This window comes from Rhizobium sp. LjRoot98 (assembly GCF_964252935.1).
Lineage (GTDB): Bacteria > Pseudomonadota > Alphaproteobacteria > Rhizobiales > Rhizobiaceae > Pararhizobium.
This window is the reverse complement of record NZ_CAXUPW020000004.1, coordinates 101937-117932: the sequence shown is the minus strand read 5'-3', so window position 1 is coordinate 117932 and position 15996 is coordinate 101937. Positions and strand designations below refer to the sequence as shown.

At 60.7% G+C, this 15996-nt stretch carries 17 protein-coding genes; 8 read left to right on the top strand and 9 right to left on the bottom strand.

Annotated elements, in window-relative coordinates; genetic code table 11:
- Window positions 1-3: 3 nt before the first annotated feature.
- On the bottom strand, window positions 4-1188 hold the full coding sequence (locus tag ACSQ3J_RS14935; RefSeq protein ID WP_060505739.1) for a benzoate/H(+) symporter BenE family transporter: 1185 nt from the start codon (window positions 1186-1188) through the stop codon (window positions 4-6).
- A 197-nt stretch (window positions 1189-1385) separates the two neighbouring features.
- On the opposite strand from ACSQ3J_RS14935, the gene ACSQ3J_RS14930 reads away from it, so the two are divergent.
- From ACSQ3J_RS14930 to ACSQ3J_RS14920, 3 genes are all read left to right on the top strand, one after another.
- Window positions 1386-2333, top strand: coding sequence for a helix-turn-helix domain-containing protein (locus ACSQ3J_RS14930; RefSeq protein WP_060505738.1), 948 nt, complete (start codon window positions 1386-1388; stop codon window positions 2331-2333).
- Window positions 2334-2501: 168 nt separating this feature from the next.
- Complete coding sequence (gene adh / locus ACSQ3J_RS14925) at window positions 2502-4010, top strand: aldehyde dehydrogenase (RefSeq protein ID WP_060505737.1); 1509 nt, start codon at window positions 2502-2504, stop codon at window positions 4008-4010.
- 127 nt (window positions 4011-4137) lie between these two features.
- Window positions 4138-4524, top strand: coding sequence for a DUF779 domain-containing protein (locus ACSQ3J_RS14920; RefSeq protein ID WP_060505736.1), 387 nt, complete (start codon window positions 4138-4140; stop codon window positions 4522-4524).
- Window positions 4525-4551: 27 nt separating this feature from the next.
- Here the strand turns inward: ACSQ3J_RS14920 and ACSQ3J_RS14915 are convergent, their stop codons facing one another.
- The 6 genes from ACSQ3J_RS14915 to lgt form a co-directional block, all read right to left on the bottom strand.
- Window positions 4552-5484 carry a ribose-phosphate pyrophosphokinase gene (locus tag ACSQ3J_RS14915; RefSeq protein ID WP_060505735.1) on the bottom strand — a complete coding sequence of 311 codons (933 nt, stop codon included), beginning with the start codon at window positions 5482-5484 and terminating at the stop codon, window positions 4552-4554.
- A 223-nt stretch (window positions 5485-5707) separates the two neighbouring features.
- Window positions 5708-6580: a hypothetical protein gene (locus tag ACSQ3J_RS14910; RefSeq protein WP_060506054.1), complete on the bottom strand. Its 873-nt coding sequence runs from the start codon at window positions 6578-6580 to the stop codon at window positions 5708-5710.
- An 87-nt stretch (window positions 6581-6667) separates the two neighbouring features.
- Complete coding sequence (locus ACSQ3J_RS14905) at window positions 6668-7819, bottom strand: M24 family metallopeptidase (RefSeq protein WP_060511748.1); 1152 nt, start codon at window positions 7817-7819, stop codon at window positions 6668-6670.
- Between the two features lies 1 nt (window position 7820).
- A complete protein-coding gene (pgeF, locus tag ACSQ3J_RS14900; RefSeq protein ID WP_060505733.1) occupies window positions 7821-8615 on the bottom strand; it encodes a peptidoglycan editing factor PgeF in 795 nt (264 codons plus the stop codon).
- A gap of 158 nt (window positions 8616-8773) precedes the next feature.
- Complete coding sequence (locus ACSQ3J_RS14895; RefSeq protein WP_436039399.1) at window positions 8774-9868, bottom strand: class I SAM-dependent methyltransferase; 1095 nt, start codon at window positions 9866-9868, stop codon at window positions 8774-8776.
- Between the two features lie 10 nt (window positions 9869-9878).
- Window positions 9879-10724 carry a prolipoprotein diacylglyceryl transferase gene (gene lgt, locus ACSQ3J_RS14890; protein ID WP_082512259.1) on the bottom strand — a complete coding sequence of 282 codons (846 nt, stop codon included), beginning with the start codon at window positions 10722-10724 and terminating at the stop codon, window positions 9879-9881.
- 190 nt (window positions 10725-10914) lie between these two features.
- Here lgt and ACSQ3J_RS14885 point away from each other — a divergent pair, with 190 nt between their 5' ends.
- The 5 genes from ACSQ3J_RS14885 (at window position 10915) to ACSQ3J_RS14865 (ending at window position 13868) form a co-directional block, all read left to right on the top strand.
- On the top strand, window positions 10915-11175 hold the full coding sequence (locus tag ACSQ3J_RS14885; RefSeq protein WP_037099438.1) for an accessory factor UbiK family protein: 261 nt from the start codon (window positions 10915-10917) through the stop codon (window positions 11173-11175).
- 432 nt (window positions 11176-11607) lie between these two features.
- Complete coding sequence (locus ACSQ3J_RS14880; protein ID WP_037098689.1) at window positions 11608-12108, top strand: YbjN domain-containing protein; 501 nt, start codon at window positions 11608-11610, stop codon at window positions 12106-12108.
- 2 nt (window positions 12109-12110) lie between these two features.
- Window positions 12111-12929 carry a pyrroline-5-carboxylate reductase gene (proC, locus tag ACSQ3J_RS14875; RefSeq protein ID WP_060505730.1) on the top strand — a complete coding sequence of 273 codons (819 nt, stop codon included), beginning with the start codon at window positions 12111-12113 and terminating at the stop codon, window positions 12927-12929.
- A 15-nt stretch (window positions 12930-12944) separates the two neighbouring features.
- Complete coding sequence (locus ACSQ3J_RS14870) at window positions 12945-13286, top strand: tRNA-binding protein (RefSeq protein WP_060505729.1); 342 nt, start codon at window positions 12945-12947, stop codon at window positions 13284-13286.
- Between the two features lie 24 nt (window positions 13287-13310).
- Window positions 13311-13868, top strand: a complete 558-nt coding sequence (locus ACSQ3J_RS14865; protein WP_060505728.1) for a dual specificity protein phosphatase family protein — start codon at window positions 13311-13313, stop codon at window positions 13866-13868.
- On the opposite strand, the gene ACSQ3J_RS14860 is transcribed toward ACSQ3J_RS14865, so the two are convergent.
- Window positions 13869-15248 carry an ATP-binding protein gene (locus ACSQ3J_RS14860; protein WP_060505727.1) on the bottom strand — a complete coding sequence of 460 codons (1380 nt, stop codon included), beginning with the start codon at window positions 15246-15248 and terminating at the stop codon, window positions 13869-13871.
- A 26-nt stretch (window positions 15249-15274) separates the two neighbouring features.
- A complete protein-coding gene (locus tag ACSQ3J_RS14855; RefSeq protein WP_060505726.1) occupies window positions 15275-15976 on the bottom strand; it encodes a response regulator in 702 nt (233 codons plus the stop codon).
- Between the last annotated feature and the right edge of the window lie 20 nt (window positions 15977-15996).

The following is a 15996-nucleotide window of genomic DNA, read 5'->3' as shown; positions in this document are numbered from 1 at the left end:
GAGTCAGCGTTTGCGGGACTTGGTGAAGCGGGCAAGGGCAAGCATCAGACCGCCGGCCATCAGGCCCCAGAAGGCACCGGAAACCCCGGCGAAACTGACACCGGACGCGGTGACCAGAAATGTCACAGCTGCGGCCTCACGGCCGTCCGCTTCCTTGAACGCGGCCATGGCCGATCCAGCAAAGGCACTGATCAAGGCAAGGCCGGCCACCGCCTGGATCAGGATCGGCGGGGCAAGGCTGACGAAGGCCGTCACGGTGGCCGCAAGGAGACCGAAGACGATGTAACCGGCACCGGCGACGATCGACGACCAGTAACGCCGGGCCGGATCGTGATGCGCGTCCTCGCCGGCACACATCGCAGCGGTGATCGCAGCCAGATTGACCGCATGACCACCGAACGGCGCGCTCAGGATCGAGAAGACACCGGTTGTTGCAAACAGCGGGCCGGGCTGCGGTTCGTAGCCGTTGACCTTCAAGACGGCGATGCCCGGAATATTCTGGGATGCCATGGTGACGATGAACAGCGGCAGCGCGATGCTGACGAAGCCGGCGACGGTAAACGCTGGCGTGACCCACTCGACATGCGGAACCAGCGTTGCCGAAAGCCGTGTCATTGCATCGGCAGGCATATCGACCCCGAAGGCGAGCACCAGCACGAACGCCAGAAGTGCCGCCGGCACTGCAAACAGCCGGTTGATGCTGCCGACGATCACCCAGGCGGCGGCGATGGGCAAGCCGAGCAGCGGATTGAAGGCAATCGCCTTGACCGGCGCAAAGCACAGCCCGATCAGAACCCCCGCGAGCATCGCGTTGGCCAGCGCCGCCGGGATTGCCGCAACGGCGCGGCCCAGCGGTTTCCATAGTCCCGCCACGACGATTAGCGCGCCGCAAATCAGGAACCCGCCGACTGCGGTGTTGAACCCGCCCGCCACGGCACCCGAACTCGCAAGCAGTGCGGCGCCCGGCGTCGACCAGGCTATGCTTACCGGTAGTCGCGTCGAAAGGCTGAGTACGATCGCACACAGTCCCATCGATACCGATAGTGCCATCAGCCCGGAAGCGGCCTGCGCCTCGGTCGCGCCGACGCCCGTCAGCCCGTGCAGTACGACGGCAAAGGAACTTGCAAATCCAACGAAGGCAGTGAGCAGGCCCATGAACAGGCTCTGAAGGGAGAAGTCTCGAAGCATTGTCTGGGACCTGGCTGTAGGACGTGTCTTGAAGACAGATTCGCCTATCATATCGTCATGTTCGTGCAATACCATGTGCTTGCCCTGGCCGATATTTCGGGTCACGGCCGTTTTATCTTTGACCTTTGTTCAACTGGACGTTTTACTGTCACTAAATCTATGGTGAGGTTCGCGTCAGCCCTCAGGGAGGAGAGCCGGTGAAACATTCGGATCATGTTCAAGCCGTTGCGCACCATGTGTCGGCCGCTGCCAGTTCGCCTGTCGCCGCTTCCTGGCGCCGCTGCCTGACCGTGCATGGATTGTCTCCCGAAGATGTCCGCTCACCGCTCAGGCTGTCGGAACAGGAGTTCCGTGCGGCGCGGGAAAAATCCGGGCACCTGATCGAGGAAGCGCAAGCGGAACTGGACCGGCTGTTTTCGACGGTCGGCAAGGCGGGATGCTGCCTCCTGTTGACCGACGAGAACGGCATTGCACTCGAACGCCGCGGCGCGCCGGGCGACGACCACGACTTTCGCGGGCTGGGCCTCTGGTCCGGCACGGTGTGGAGCGAGGCGAGCGTCGGCACCAATGGCATCGGTACGGCAATCGCCGACGAGCGCGCCGTCGTCATCCAGCGTGACCAGCATTTCTTGAGCTGCAATACCGGCCTCTCGTGTGTGACTGCCCCCATCCGCGATCATCTGGGAAGGGTCGCTGCCGCCATCGATATCTCCACCTGCCGCGACGATGCCGGCGAAATGGCCATGCTGTTGTTGTCGCAGGCCGTCCGTGACTCCGCCGCCCGTATCGAAGCCAATCTGTTCCATCGCGCCTTCAACGGCGCGCGTATTCTTTTTGTGCCGGCCGACAACAAGAGCAGCCCGGCGCTCATCGCCATCGACCGAGACGATCTTGTACTCGGCGCTACCCGTGCCGCCCGGTTGAAGCTCAATCTCGACGACAGGCGCATTGCCAATGGCATTCCGGCCGCCGACCTGTTGAACGAGGCTCCGGCGGGGCAGGGGGAGGATCTCCTCGATGCCGAGCGCGCCGCGCTTCGCCGCGTCTTGTCGAGAGCGCACGGCAATGTGTCCTTGGCGGCTGGTACGCTGGGGATCAGCCGGGCGACGCTTTACCGAAAGATGAAGAAACTGTCGGTCAACTGATGGCGCGGTGCTGGTTGCCGCGCTGCAGCATGTTTGCTGTAATTCACCTGTCGCACATCTGAAACACTTGTGGTCAGGCGCAGGCATTGCGCCCCTACGCGTTCCGAAAGTTCCGGCGCACATTTCCTCCCAGCAGATGTTGGAGTCTGTTTCAGGAGGAGAAATTACATGTTGCATCAGAAGATCGTCGAAAATCCGTTCAAGCAGAAATATGGCAACTACATCGGTGGCGATTGGCGCGAGCCGGTCAGCGGCCGCTATTTCGACAACACGACCCCGGTCACCGGCGGGGTGTTGTGCCAGATCGCCCGTTCAGAGGCTTCTGATATCGAACTGGCACTGGATGCTGCCCATGCCGCCAAGGAAAAGTGGGGCCGCACATCCTCGACGGAGCGCGCCAATATCCTGATGAAAATCGCCCAGCGAATGGAAGACAATATCGAGCTTCTGGCAAGGGCCGAGACTTGGGACAACGGCAAGCCGCTGCGTGAAACGATGGCAGCAGACATGCCGCTCGCCATCGACCATTTCCGCTATTTCGCGTCCTGCGTCCGCGCCCAGGAAGGCTCTATCGGTGAGATCGACCACGACACCGTCGCCTATCATTTCCATGAGCCGCTTGGCGTCGTCGGCCAGATCATTCCGTGGAATTTCCCGATCCTGATGGCTGCGTGGAAGCTTGCGCCGGCGCTTGCTGCAGGCAATTGCGTGATCCTGAAGCCGGCCGAACAGACACCGGCCTCGATCCTCGTCTGGATCGAACTCGTCGGTGATCTCCTGCCGCCGGGCGTGCTCAACATCGTCAACGGCTTTGGTCTTGAGGCCGGCAAGCCGCTTGCGACCAACCCCCGCATCAACAAGGTGGCATTTACCGGCGAAACCTCGACCGGCCGGCTGATCATGCAGTACGCCAGCCAGAATCTCATCCCGGTGACGCTGGAACTCGGCGGCAAGTCGCCGAACATCTTCTTCGAAGACGTCATGCGCGAGGACGACGATTATCTCGACAAGGCGCTCGAAGGCTTTGCAATGTTCGCGCTCAACCAGGGAGAAGTCTGCACATGCCCAAGCCGTGCGCTGGTGCATGAAAAGATTTACGATCGCTTCATGGAAAAGGCCATTGCGCGTGTCGCTGCTATCAAGCAGGGCAACCCGCTCGACATGTCGACGATGATAGGCGCCCAGGCGTCCAGCGAACAACTAGAAAAGATCCTGTCCTACATGGATATCGGCCGCCAGGAAGGTGCCGAGGTCTTGATCGGCGGCGAGCGTAACAATCTGGAGGGTGAATTTGCCGGTGGCTTCTACGTCAAGCCGACGGTGTTCAAGGGCCACAACAAGATGCGCGTGTTCCAGGAGGAAATCTTCGGGCCGGTCGTGTCGGTGACAACCTTTAAGACTGACGAGGAAGCGCTGGAAATCGCCAACGACACGCTCTATGGCCTCGGTTCTGGCGTCTGGAGCCGCGATGCCAACCGCTGCTATAATTTCGGCCGCAACATCCAGGCCGGCCGCGTCTGGACCAATTGCTACCATGCCTACCCGGCGGGTGCTGCTTTTGGCGGCTACAAGCAGTCCGGCATCGGCCGCGAAACCCACAAGATGATGCTCGACCACTACCAGCAGACTAAGAACATGCTGGTGAGCTACAGCCCCAAGGCGTTGGGTTTCTTTTGATTTTTTCCTTCTCCCCGCTAGCGGGGAGAAGGTGCCCGAAGGGCGGATGAGGGGCCACTTGAGCTTGCCCCTCATCCTAACCCTCTCCCCGTAGGCGGGGAGAGGGGATTAACTCGGAAGGAAACTCATGACAGACACCATCAAGGGCGAACCACGGGTGCTTGCCACCGACGCGGCACTGGCGTTCCTTAAGGAGATCCGTCAGGATCATCCCGATGTGCTGTTTCATCAGTCCGGTGGCTGTTGCGACGGTTCGTCGCCGATGTGTTATCCCGCCGACGACTACATTGTCGGCGATAACGATATCAAGCTGGGAGAGATTGGCGGCGTGCCGGTCTATATCAGCGCCAGCCAGTTCGAGGTCTGGAAGCACACACAACTGATCATCGACGTCGTGCCGGGCAGGGGCGGCATGTTCTCGCTCGACAATGGCCGCGAGCGCCGGTTTCTCACCAGGTCGCGGCTGTTCGCAGGCGGCGAGGCCTGCGCCATTCCGATTGTCAAAAGAGCATAGCGCCGGCCATGCCGCCGATTGAGCGGATCAATCGAACAGGCTGGAGACCGATTCTTCCTGGCTGGTGCGGTTGATCGCTTCGCCGATAAGGCTGGATGTCGAGATGACGCGGATATTGTGGGCCGATTGGACCGCCGTGGTTGGCTGGATCGTGTCGGTGATCACCAGTTCCTTCAGCTTCGACGACGTGACACGGGCGACAGCACCGCCGGACAGAACGCCGTGGGTGATATAGGCCGTGACGCTGGTGGCGCCGTTCTTCAAAAGTGCTTCTGCGGCGTTGCAGAGCGTGCCGCCGGAATCAACGATATCGTCGATCAGCAGACAGTCCTTGCCGGTCACGTCACCGATGACGTTCATGACTTCGGATTCGCCGGCGCGTTCGCGGCGCTTGTCAACGATCGCCAGCTGGCAGTCGAGACGCTTGGCCAGCGCCCGGGCGCGGACCACGCCGCCGACGTCGGGCGAAACGACCATGACGTTTTCAAGATTGTAATGTTCCTTTACGTCACGCGACAGGATCGGCACGGCGTAGAGGTTGTCTGTCGGGATGTCGAAGAAGCCCTGGATCTGGCCTGCATGCAGATCGAGTGTCAGAACGCGGTCGGCGCCGGCTTCGGTGATCAGGTTGGCGACCAGCTTGGCCGAAATCGGCGTGCGCGGGCCGGGTTTGCGGTCCTGGCGGGCATAGCCGAAATAGGGAATGACGGCGGTGATGCGGCGGGCTGAAGATCGGCGCATGGCATCGATCATGATCAGCAGTTCCATCAGGTGGTCATTGGTCGGAAACGAGGTCGACTGGACAACGAAGACATCTTCGCCGCGCACGTTCTCCTGTATTTCCACGAAGATTTCCTGGTCGGCAAACCGTCTGACGGTCGCTTTGCCCAGGGGCAGGTTGAGATAATTGCAGATCGCTTCGGCCAGGAGCCGGTTCGAGTTGCCTGCGAAAACCTTCATCGATGGTCCGCCTGTGCTGGCGCGAATATTTATTACGCGCAAATTCCGTAAGCCAGCCTGGGTCTCGATCGTCCCAAGCTTATGCGCGCTTCATAACGCGCTTGACTTCGAATGCAAGAGGATTGCCGCGTTGCAGCGTAGTTTATCCTAAAAAGATTTGCTCAAACGTGGTGAAGTGAGGATATTTCGCCTCACACCAACGGATTTTCCATCCCGCCGCTTGTCAACCGGCGTTGCTGTCACGCCAGCTGAGATATTCGTTGATGGTCTTGGTGGCGATCGCCTGCATCGTCTGCGGCGGGACGGCGGACCAGAGATTGGCGGCCGTGGCATTCACCGTGTCCTGCCCCTGGATGCGGTGCAGCCGGTTGCCGGCGCCATCCAGTACGTCCCAGACATAGACCACAGTCGTCTTGCCGCCGTCGTTCAGTGCCGAGAAATAGCCTTTCAGGATATGCTGGCTGCTGGTGTCGGATGCGGCCTTGATCGTCAGGCCGTGCGAGCGGGCCTCGCTGCCGAGCTGTTTGGAGAGCGGCGTGACGACCTCCACCGGCGCACCGATGATCGGCAGGAAGCGGATGGTGCCCGCTGCCGCAGGGGCGATCGCTGCCGCCTTCTGCGGCTGCTGGGCTTGTGGTTCCTGCTCGGCAACCTGCTGTTCGGGCTCTGTGGGCTGGTCGTTTCGTGTGGCGCCATCGTCCTGCGATGTCTCAGCCTGCCCGGTAGCAATTGATCTGCGGCTGACCTGCTGTTCCTGTGCCGGAATCTGGCCTTGCTGCAAACGGTTGGCCTGTGCATCCAGCGACCCGGCCGGATCGGTATAGTCGACATCGCCCTGCGCCATCACCGTGCCGCTTGGGCCTTCCGAAAAGCCCTCCTGTTCCGGCGAGGCCAGTTGCGCGCTTTGCACCGGCGTGGACGCCTGTGGCGTAACGTCAACCGTCTGCATGGAATCGAGATCGGACTGGTTGACCGGCGGCGAGCGGAAGGTGCCTGCGCCAACATCGACCTGCGGGGTGAGATCGTCCATGCTGTTGCAGCCCGTCAGGGCCACAATCATTCCAAGGCTCGCAAGAAGCATGATCCGCTTGTGCATCGTCCTACCGTCCGGTTCGTCGGTGACGGAATAGGCGAAGGCCCCCACCTTCTTTCCGCCGTTCAAAGGGACGATAGATCAATTTTCCTAAGCAGAGATGAAGTCCAGTCCATAGCGCGACAATGCCTTGGGCGCGCCGTCTGTGGTGAGGTAAGTCTGGCCCAGCGTCATGGCCGTGCCGCTGTCTGAGTCCATGATGATCATGTGGACGAACAGGGACATGTCGGGTGCGATCTCCTGTGGATTGCCCATGTGGAACATCTGATGCTCCATCCAGGAGGGTGAGAATCGGGCGCCAAGCGAGTAGCCGCAGGCGTTCAGCCGGTGCCGTGTCAGGCCGCGTTCGTCCATGATCTTCGAATGAACGTCGAAAACGGTGCCGAACGTGTTGCCGGGACGAAGCACCATCTCGATGGCCTGGATGGTGTCGCGGCAGGCGCTGTAGAGCTCGCGGTGACGGTTGGTCGGCTCTCCGACAACGACGGTGCGCATCATCGCGGCATGATAGTGGGCGCTGACACCCGCCCATTCCAGCGTCAACTGGTCCTGTGCGTCCAGTGTACGGCGGCCGGCCTTGTAGCGGCAAAGCAGGGCATCGGCGCCGGAGCCGATGATGAATTCGTTGGCGGGATAGTCGCCACCGCCGGCAAAGACTGCGCCCTGCATGGCGGCCAGGATAGCGGCTTCGCTGCCGCCTGCATGGATCAGCGGAATGGCGGCATCCAGCGCGTCGTCGGCAAGGCTTGCGGCCTTTTCGACATAGGCGATCTCGGCGGGGCTCTTGATCAGGCGCAGGCGGCTGACCAGCAACGAGGCATCGACCAGTTCGCCGAAACTCGTCAGCTGCTGATCGAGCAGCCGGGCAATGCGGCCGGTCATGCCATGGGTGTCATATTCTATGCCGATCCGGGCTCCGAGCAGGTCGAGGTCGCTCAGCAGGTTTTTCAGGTCCATCGTCGGGTCGGCGTTGACCCGGTCGACCCAGACCTCGACGCGCTCGATATTGGAGGTGTGCTTGGCCTGGCGCAGATCGGCCGAACGGGTCAAAAGCACCATCGAGCCGTCGGCTTTCACCACCAGCGTCTGGAAAAAGCAGTAGCCGAACGTGTCGTAGCCGGTCAGCCAATACATGCTTTCCTGCGCAAACAGCAGCATGGCAGCCAGCTTTTCTTCCTTCATCCTGGCCGTCAGCCGTTCCAGCCGCGCTGAAAATTCGTCCTGCGTGAAATGCAGTGCCATGTCATGCCTCCCGTATGGATATTGCAGAAATTTGCCGGCCGTAATCCGGCTCGCTGCGATGCGTCGTGCGGCGGTAGGAAAAGAAGCGTTCCTCATCCGCATAGGTGCAAAGATCGAGGTTTTCTGCGATGACGCCGGCATCCGTCAACCGCCTGGTGGTCAGCCCCGGCAGATCGAACATGGCGTGGCCCTCGCGGGTGGATGGCGTAAAGAAGACGGCGTAGGCGGGATCTTTCTCCAGAAAGCGTTCGACGAATTCGGTGCCAACCTCGTAATTCCGGCGGCTGATCGAAGGGCCGAGACTTGCGGCGATACGCTCGCGGCGCGCCCCCAAAGAAATCATCGCCTCGATGGTACTTTCGAGCACGCCGGTCAGCGCCCCCTTCCAGCCGGCATGGGCGGCACCAATCACGCCGGCCTCAGCGTCGGCAAACAGAACCGGGCCGCAATCGGCCGACAGGACGCCGATGACAAGGCCGGGCGTCGCGGTCACCAGCGCGTCGGCTTCAGCGCGCGTGCCGTCATAGCTGGCGTTGACGATCACGGCGTCTGGCGAATGAACCTGATGCACCGTTGCCAGTTTTTCTGGTGGGGCACCAAACCAGGCGCTGACGCGGGCGCGATTTTCTTCGACACGGCTGCGCTCGTCCCGGGATCCAAGCCCGACATTCAGGCCTCGGTAGATGCCGTCCGAAACGCCGCCTTCGCGGGTGAAGTAGCCATGTCTGATGGCGTTTCCCGCTGTTGAAGAGAGAAGCGGGCTTTGCACAGGCGATAGCAAGGCATCATCCTTCATCGGTTGTTTTGCCTTTTCGATATGCTGCGATGCGGTTGGTTTTCCGGGCGTCTCGGCTGTGTCAGCCCGGGTGATTTGGCCGGATGTTGGCCTTTAGGGACGGTCTCTGTCAATCCATCGAAACGACAGCCGGCGTCGCCGCCATGTCTTTGTAGCTGCTATTTCTGAAAAGGCACGAGGGCTACATTCGGGCTGCTGACAGCGAGAACCTTGAACAATTCGCCCATTTTTCCTTCGCCAGCTCCAGCCAGCCGTTCGGCGTCGGCCCGGATGTTTTCCTGGGTTTCGGGGCTCTTGTTTCGGCCAAGGGCGGCGGCGCGTTCGGCCAGGCCAAGCGCGATCAGAAAATCGCCCTGATAGGTCAGCCCGTTGATTTGCAAGCCTTCGGCGACTGCACGCCGGGCCAGTTGCTCGAAATCGACATGGCTGGTGATATCGGCCTCGCCGGGGTGGGCAAGTGGCGGATCGAACTGATGGCTGCGCACGGCCTGCAGCGTGTCCCCGAGACCAGTTGCCATATGGCCGTAGTCAATGATCACGGCTGTTCCGCCATGGGTACGGATGCGCTCGCTGAGCGTTGCCATCACCGCATCGCGGGCAGGGGCGACTTCAAACACCGCTCCGAGTGGCGCTGCAGGGCCTGAGGACGGAAGCATGTCAGGATCGATACTGGCTACGCCGGCCGCAAACGTCAGTTCTCCCTGCGCATCAAGGCCGACAAGACGCTCCCTGAACCCCTGTGCCGTTTTGACGAACTGGCGGATGGGGATGGCGTCGAACAGTTCGTTGGCAGCCAAAAGCAGAAAGCCGCCCGGCAGCCTATCGAAACTGTCGTGCCAGGAAATCTTGAACTTGTGGGCGATCAGCGTCTGCTGTTGGACCTTCTGCAACCGCTCACTGGTCTCCACCAGATGGACGCTCGCCGCGTCATAGAGCGCGGGCGACAGCTTGGCGACGACGCGCAGGATATCGGCCATCATCGTGCCGCGGCCGGGGCCGATCTCGGCAATATTGACCGGAACCGGTTCTCCGTGCCGTTGCCAGGCCTGGACAAGGAAAATGCCGATCATCTCGCCGAACAACTGGCTGATCTCGGGTGCCGTGATGAAATCGCCGGACTGGCCGAAGGGCTCGCGCGTCCTGTAATAACCATGGTCCGGATCTGCCAGGCAGAGCGAAAAGTAATCGGTGACGCTGATCGGCCCGTGCGCCAGAATGAGTGCCTTGATCTTTTCTGCAAGCGGGGTCGTCATGAAAACCCCATCAGGCTGTGACGGCGCTGGCACGGCGTGCCCGCAGGATGGCCCAGAGGCCGATCAGCACCATCGGTACCGATAGAAGCATGCCCATGGTCAGCCAGCCGCCCAGCAGGTAGCCGAGTTGTGCGTCGGGTTCACGGAAGAACTCCACGAAGATACGCGCCAGACCGTAGCCGGTGACGAACACGCCGCAAACCAGGCCAGGCGTCTTCAGCGCCTTGCGGTAGTAAATCATGACGGCAAGTACGGTCAGCAGCACAAGGCCTTCGAGCCCGGCTTCATAGAGCTGGCTCGGGTGACGGGCGAAAGGACCGCCGGTCGGAAAGATAACTGCCCAAGGGGCTGACGATAGCCGGCCCCAGAGTTCGGCATTGATGAAATTGGCGATGCGGCCAAAGAACAGACCGATCGGCACCACCGCAGAGACGATGTCGAACAGGCTCCAGATGACGATCTTGTGGCGCTTGGCAAACAGGATCATGGCGATCATCGTGCCGATCAGGCCGCCATGGAAGGACATGCCGCCGTTCCAGATTTCCAGTGCCCGCACAGGATTGGCGATTACGCTCTGCAGGTCGTAGAACAGGATATAGCCGATACGTCCGCCACCGACGATACCCGCCGCAACCCAGAGCAGGAAGTCGTCAAGCTGTGCCTCGGTCGCCGCCGGCGTTCCGTTGGCCCAGAGCGTGGTGTTGCGGACCAGTCGGCGGGCATATTGCCAGCCGATCAGGATGCCCGCCACATAGGCGAGGCCATACCAGTGGATCTGCAAAGGACCAATGGAAATGAGGACGGGATCGATTTCCGGAAAAGGCATGATCGAGAAGAGTGTCGCTATTGTTTCCAAGGTCTTGCTTCATTTCCATCGTTGTTTGCCGGAACATGGCCCTGCGGCAAGGCAGGGTCAAGGCAAGCTGCGTTCACGAAAGCCTGACATCCCCGGTATTTTTCCTTGCATCGGTCAGCATGTGCTCCTACCTCCTTTCTATAGGCCCGCGCTGGCGGGCAATGGATGCCAAGGACCGGAGACCAAGACGATGAGCACAGGCGCAAACCGCATTCTGGATGATTTTGCCAAGTTGATGACGGACGCGGCGGGCGCAGCCCAGGGGGTCCGCAAGGAAATGGAAACGGTGTTTCGCGCCCAGGGCGAACGGCTGCTCAACTCCATGGATATCGTCAAGCGCGAGGAGTTCGAGGCCGTGCGTGAAATGGCGCTCAAGGCGCGGGATGAAAACGATGCGCTGCTCGCCCGCATCGCAGCGCTTGAAGCGCGTCTGGCAGACGCCGGCAAATAAGCAGAATCAACGCGGTGGCGTGTGCTGCGCCGCCGCGTGACCGGTTTGCGGGGCAGGTGTCCCGGGACGGTACAAGCCGTTCTTTTTCAGATGCAAACGCGCCGCCTTTTTCATAAATCTTTCACCCTGTGGACACTGCCGAAAAACGCTTATGGCAGAGTCATTTAAGAACGGGTGCTGAATCAATTTAAGAGAGCCTATCCACAAGCGCCGGCGCTATTTTTCACCCGGGGGGCTTTCATGCGGACTCCGGCATTATACACTGATTTTAAATGATGATTCGAAACGGATCACGCAAGCTCCAGGCAGGGTATGTTAGCCAGGATGGTCGTGTTTCCGGTAATCATAAGTGTTTGTTTCTGGTGTTTGAGTTTGCAGCCTTGTGTGTGAACACGATGTCGCATGTCTGCGCCAGGACTTTTGGGGTGATGCATGAGCCTGATGGAACTGGAACTTGAGCGCCAATCGAACCCGGTCGATATGATCGAGTTCGTCGCTGCCAACAATGATTGGTCCTTCGAGCGCTCGGGCGAAGATGAAATCGCCATGACGGTGGAAGGGAAGTGGACCGATTACCACGTCTCCTTCTCGTGGATGGAGGAGTTCGAGGCGCTGCACCTTGCCTGCGCCTTCGACATCAAGGTCCCGGAAAGCCGCGTCAACGAAGTGATCCGGTTGCTCTCCCATATCAATGGTCAGGTGCTGATGGGGCATTTCGACCTCTGGCGTCAGGAAGACGTGGTGATTTTCCGCCAGTCGCTGCTGCTTGCCGGTGGTGCGGAGCCGACCAACCAGCAGGTCGAAGTTCTGCTGTCGAGCGCGCTTGAAGCCTGCGAATCCTATTTCCAGGCCTTCCAGTTTGTGGTCTGGTCAGGTGTCGATGCGCAGAGCGCTGTCGAAGCCGTTATGTTTGAAACCGTCGGAGAGGCGTGACAATGGCTGTGCATGCGTCAGGTCCGGTCGTTCTGATCGGTGCAGGCAATATGGGCGGCGCAATGCTCGCCGGCTGGTTGAAAAGTGGTATCTCCGGTGCCGATCTTCTGGTGATCGATCCCGGCCCGCCGCCGGCCATGGCCAAGCTGATTGCCGACAACGGCGCGCGCCATGTGACGGCTGCGCCCGCGGACTTGAAGGCCGGTGTTCTCTTCCTTGCGGTCAAACCGCAGATGATGGGCGCGGTCCTGCCGCCATTGAAGAGCCTCGTCGGTCCTGAAACCGTGGTGGTTTCGGTTGCGGCCGGAACGACGCTGTCCTTCATGCAATCGCATCTCGGTGACGCTGCCATGGTGCGCGCCATGCCGAACACCCCGGCGATGATCGGCCGTGGCGTCACCGGCGCCTTTGCCAATGGTGCCGTATCGAGCGCACAGCGTGATCTCGTCCACAATCTTCTCAAAGTATCCGGCCCGGTCGAATGGGTCGAAACCGAAGCCGATATCGATGCGGTCACCGCCGTGTCGGGCAGCGGCCCGGCCTATGTATTCTATCTCGTCGAGTGCATGGCGGAGGCTGGCCGCAAGGCCGGTCTTCAGGCGGACCTTGCCATGCGGCTTGCACGGGAAACCGTCGCGGGGGCTGGCGAACTCTTGCACCAGTCCCCCGACGACGCTTCAAGGCTTCGCCAGAACGTGACGTCTCCCGGCGGCACCACGGCGGCAGCCCTCAACATCCTCATGGCCGATGACGGCATGCAGCCCCTGTTCGATAAGGCGATTGCCGCAGCCCGCAAGCGGGCGGAAGAGCTGGCCGGCTAGTTCAGGATTCTTTTCATGACCGAGACCATCAGTTACGCCGATTTCGAGCGCGTCGATATTCGCACCGGCACAATCATCGAGGCGTCGCCCTTTCCCGAAGCACGCAAGCCGGCGATCAAGATCGTCATCGATTTCGGTCCGGAGATCGGCATCAAGAAATCCTCGGCGCAGATCACCGCCCACTACACGCCGGAAAGCCTGATCGGCCGCCAGGTACTCGGCGTCGTCAATTTCCCGCCGCGGCAGATCGGCCCGTTCCGCTCGGAAGTCCTGACATTGGGCTTCGAGGACGAAGCCGGCGCGATCGTGCTTGCCGCCACCGACAAGCCGGTGCCGAATGGCAAGCGGCTCCTCTGAGGACTTTTGGTAAGGAACCTTGCGATGGACCTGAGTGCTGTTCGAGACTTCATCCGTGTCACGTGCCTGCGCGATGCGGCCATGGTCGCCACAGACTGGTCGGCCTCGCATGTCGTTTCATTGCTAGACCCGGAATTGGCCGAAGAGCACGTTCCGCGTATCTCCCCCGCACAGCACCATGTGGTGCGTCTGCGCGACCAGGAAAATGCATTGGCGACCAGCCATTTTCCGGATGCAGTCACGGCGTTCTTCGATACCGTCCTTCCGGCCATTGAACGGGAAGACAGCCGGATCCTCGTGCATTGTCATGCGGGTGTCAGCCGCTCGACTGCCTTTGCCTATGGCATCATCGCCCACCGCTTTGGCGCTGGCCGTGAGGATGAGGCTTTTGCAGCACTGCTGTCGATCGTCAACAAGCCCTGGCCGAACCGCCGCATCATCGAAATTTTCGACGCGCACTGGCAACGGGAAGGGCGGCTTCTCGCCCCGCTCGACGTCATGCGGTCAAAGCATCCGAAACGCATCGACGCCTGGCACCGGTTTAACGAACGGCGCGGCATGATCGGCACCTATTCACGTTGATCATACCGGAACCCGGACCACAGCCCTCAATCCACCCATTGGGCTATCCGCCAGCGTGACGTTGCCGCCATGACTTCTGGCGATGTCCAGGGCAATGGCAAGGCCGAGGCCTGTTCCTGAACTGTCGAGATTGCGGGCTTCGTCAAGCCGGAAGAACGGTTTGAACACGTCTTCGCGCGAGCGTTCTGGGATGCCGGGGCCGTCGTCGTCAACGGTGACGGTCAGCCATTTGCTGCTGTGCTTGGCATCGATATGGACGGTGTTGGCGTAGCGGTAAGCGTTCGATGCCAGATTGGCGACCAGCCGGGTGAAGGCATTCGGCCGGACGCGGATATTGTCGTCGCCTTCCACTGAGGTCGTGACCGTCTTGTCCTGCAGCTCACCCTCGAGCGTCAGCCGGTTCATCAGGTCGCTCAGCTTCAACTGCCCGACGTCTTCCTCCGCCTCGCCGCGGGCGAAGGCAAGGTAGCCTTCGAGCATGCTCTGCATATCCTCGACATCCTGGTTGAGATTATCGAGATCGGCACTGTCGCCGGCAAGCGCCAATTGCAGCTTGAAACGGGTCAGGATGGTTCGAAGGTCGTGGCTGACGCCGGTCAGCATCGCGGTGCGCTGTTCCATCTGGCGCTCGATGCGCTCGCGCATCTGGATGAAGGCAAGGCCGGCTTTACGGACTTCCTCGGCGCCGCGCGGGGAAAAATCGTCGATCTTTTGGCCCTTGCCAAAGCTCTCGGCTGCCTTGGCGAGTGCCAGGATCGGCCGGATCTGTCCGCGCAGGAACAGGATGGCGATGGTCAAAAGCACCAGCGAGGCGGCAACCATCCAGACGATGAAGATATGGGTGTTGGAGGCGTAGGCCTGACTGCGGCGGGCATAGACCCTCAGGATTCGCTGGTCGTCAAGCTTGATCCGCACTTCGACGAGATCGGAATTGCCGACGGTATCGATCCAGAACGGCTTGCGGATCTGGTCGGATATCTCTTCGCTGAGGATCTGGTCGAGGATTTCGAAAAAAGGTTTTGGGCGCGGCGCCGGCAGTTCGCCATCCGGTTCGATCGAGATGCGCAGGTTGAGCCGGTCACGGGCAATCTGGATGATATCCGAGTAATCACTGGCGGGCATTTCATCGATCAGGTCGATGACGGCGGCAATATCGCCGGTAACGGCCGCCGAGAGCCTTTGCGTGACCAGCTGCCAATGCCGTTCCATGAAGACGAAGGCGACCACCGACTGCAGTAGCACCATCGGAATGATGACGATCAAAAGCGAACGGGCGTAGAGCCCCATCGGCAACCGCCGCCTCAGCCAGCGGACACTGCGCTTCCAGGCCGTATCACCGGTTTGTCCGCGATAGCGCCGCAGGATGTCAAAGCTTGCCATGGATACCCAGCCGGATGGTCATCGCACTAGTCCACGCTCAGCCGGTAGCCGATGCCACGTACGGTCTGCAGCCAGACAGGATTGGACGGATCGTCCTCGATCTTGCGGCGCAGGCGGTTGATCTGCACGTCGATCGTCCGTTCGCCGACCTCAGCCTCGTCGCTGACCAGTTCATGGCGCGGGATAGTCTCGCCGGCGCGTTGTGAAAACAACATCATGATCTCCTGTTCGCGATCGGTTAGCCGGATATGGTCGGCGCCGCGGCGCAGTTCTTTGCGCACCACGGAAAAGGTGAAGGGGCCGAAGATGACCTGCTCCACCTTGGGGGCCTTTGCCGGCGTATTGCGCCTGAGGATGTTGTTGATGCGAAGCACCAGTTCGCGCGGGTCAAAGGGTTTGGGTAGATAGTCGTCGGCACCGGCCTCCAGGCCCTCGATACGGGCATTGGATTCGGCGAGCGCCGTCAGCATGATCACCGGCACGGTCTTGATCTTGCGCAGGCTCTGCGTCAACGAAATGCCGGTTTCACCGGGCATCATCACATCGACGATCAGAAGGTCGTAGTCGATGCCTTCGAGCTTGCGGCGTGCTTCGTCCGCGTCGGCAGCGGTGGTGACGCGAAAACCCTTTTCCATCAGATAACGGTTGAGAAGATCACGAATACGGCGGTCGTCATCCACGACCAGCAGATGGGCAGCATCATCGTCGATCCTGATGGTCTTTGTCATCTGTCGTTGGCCCTGTCATC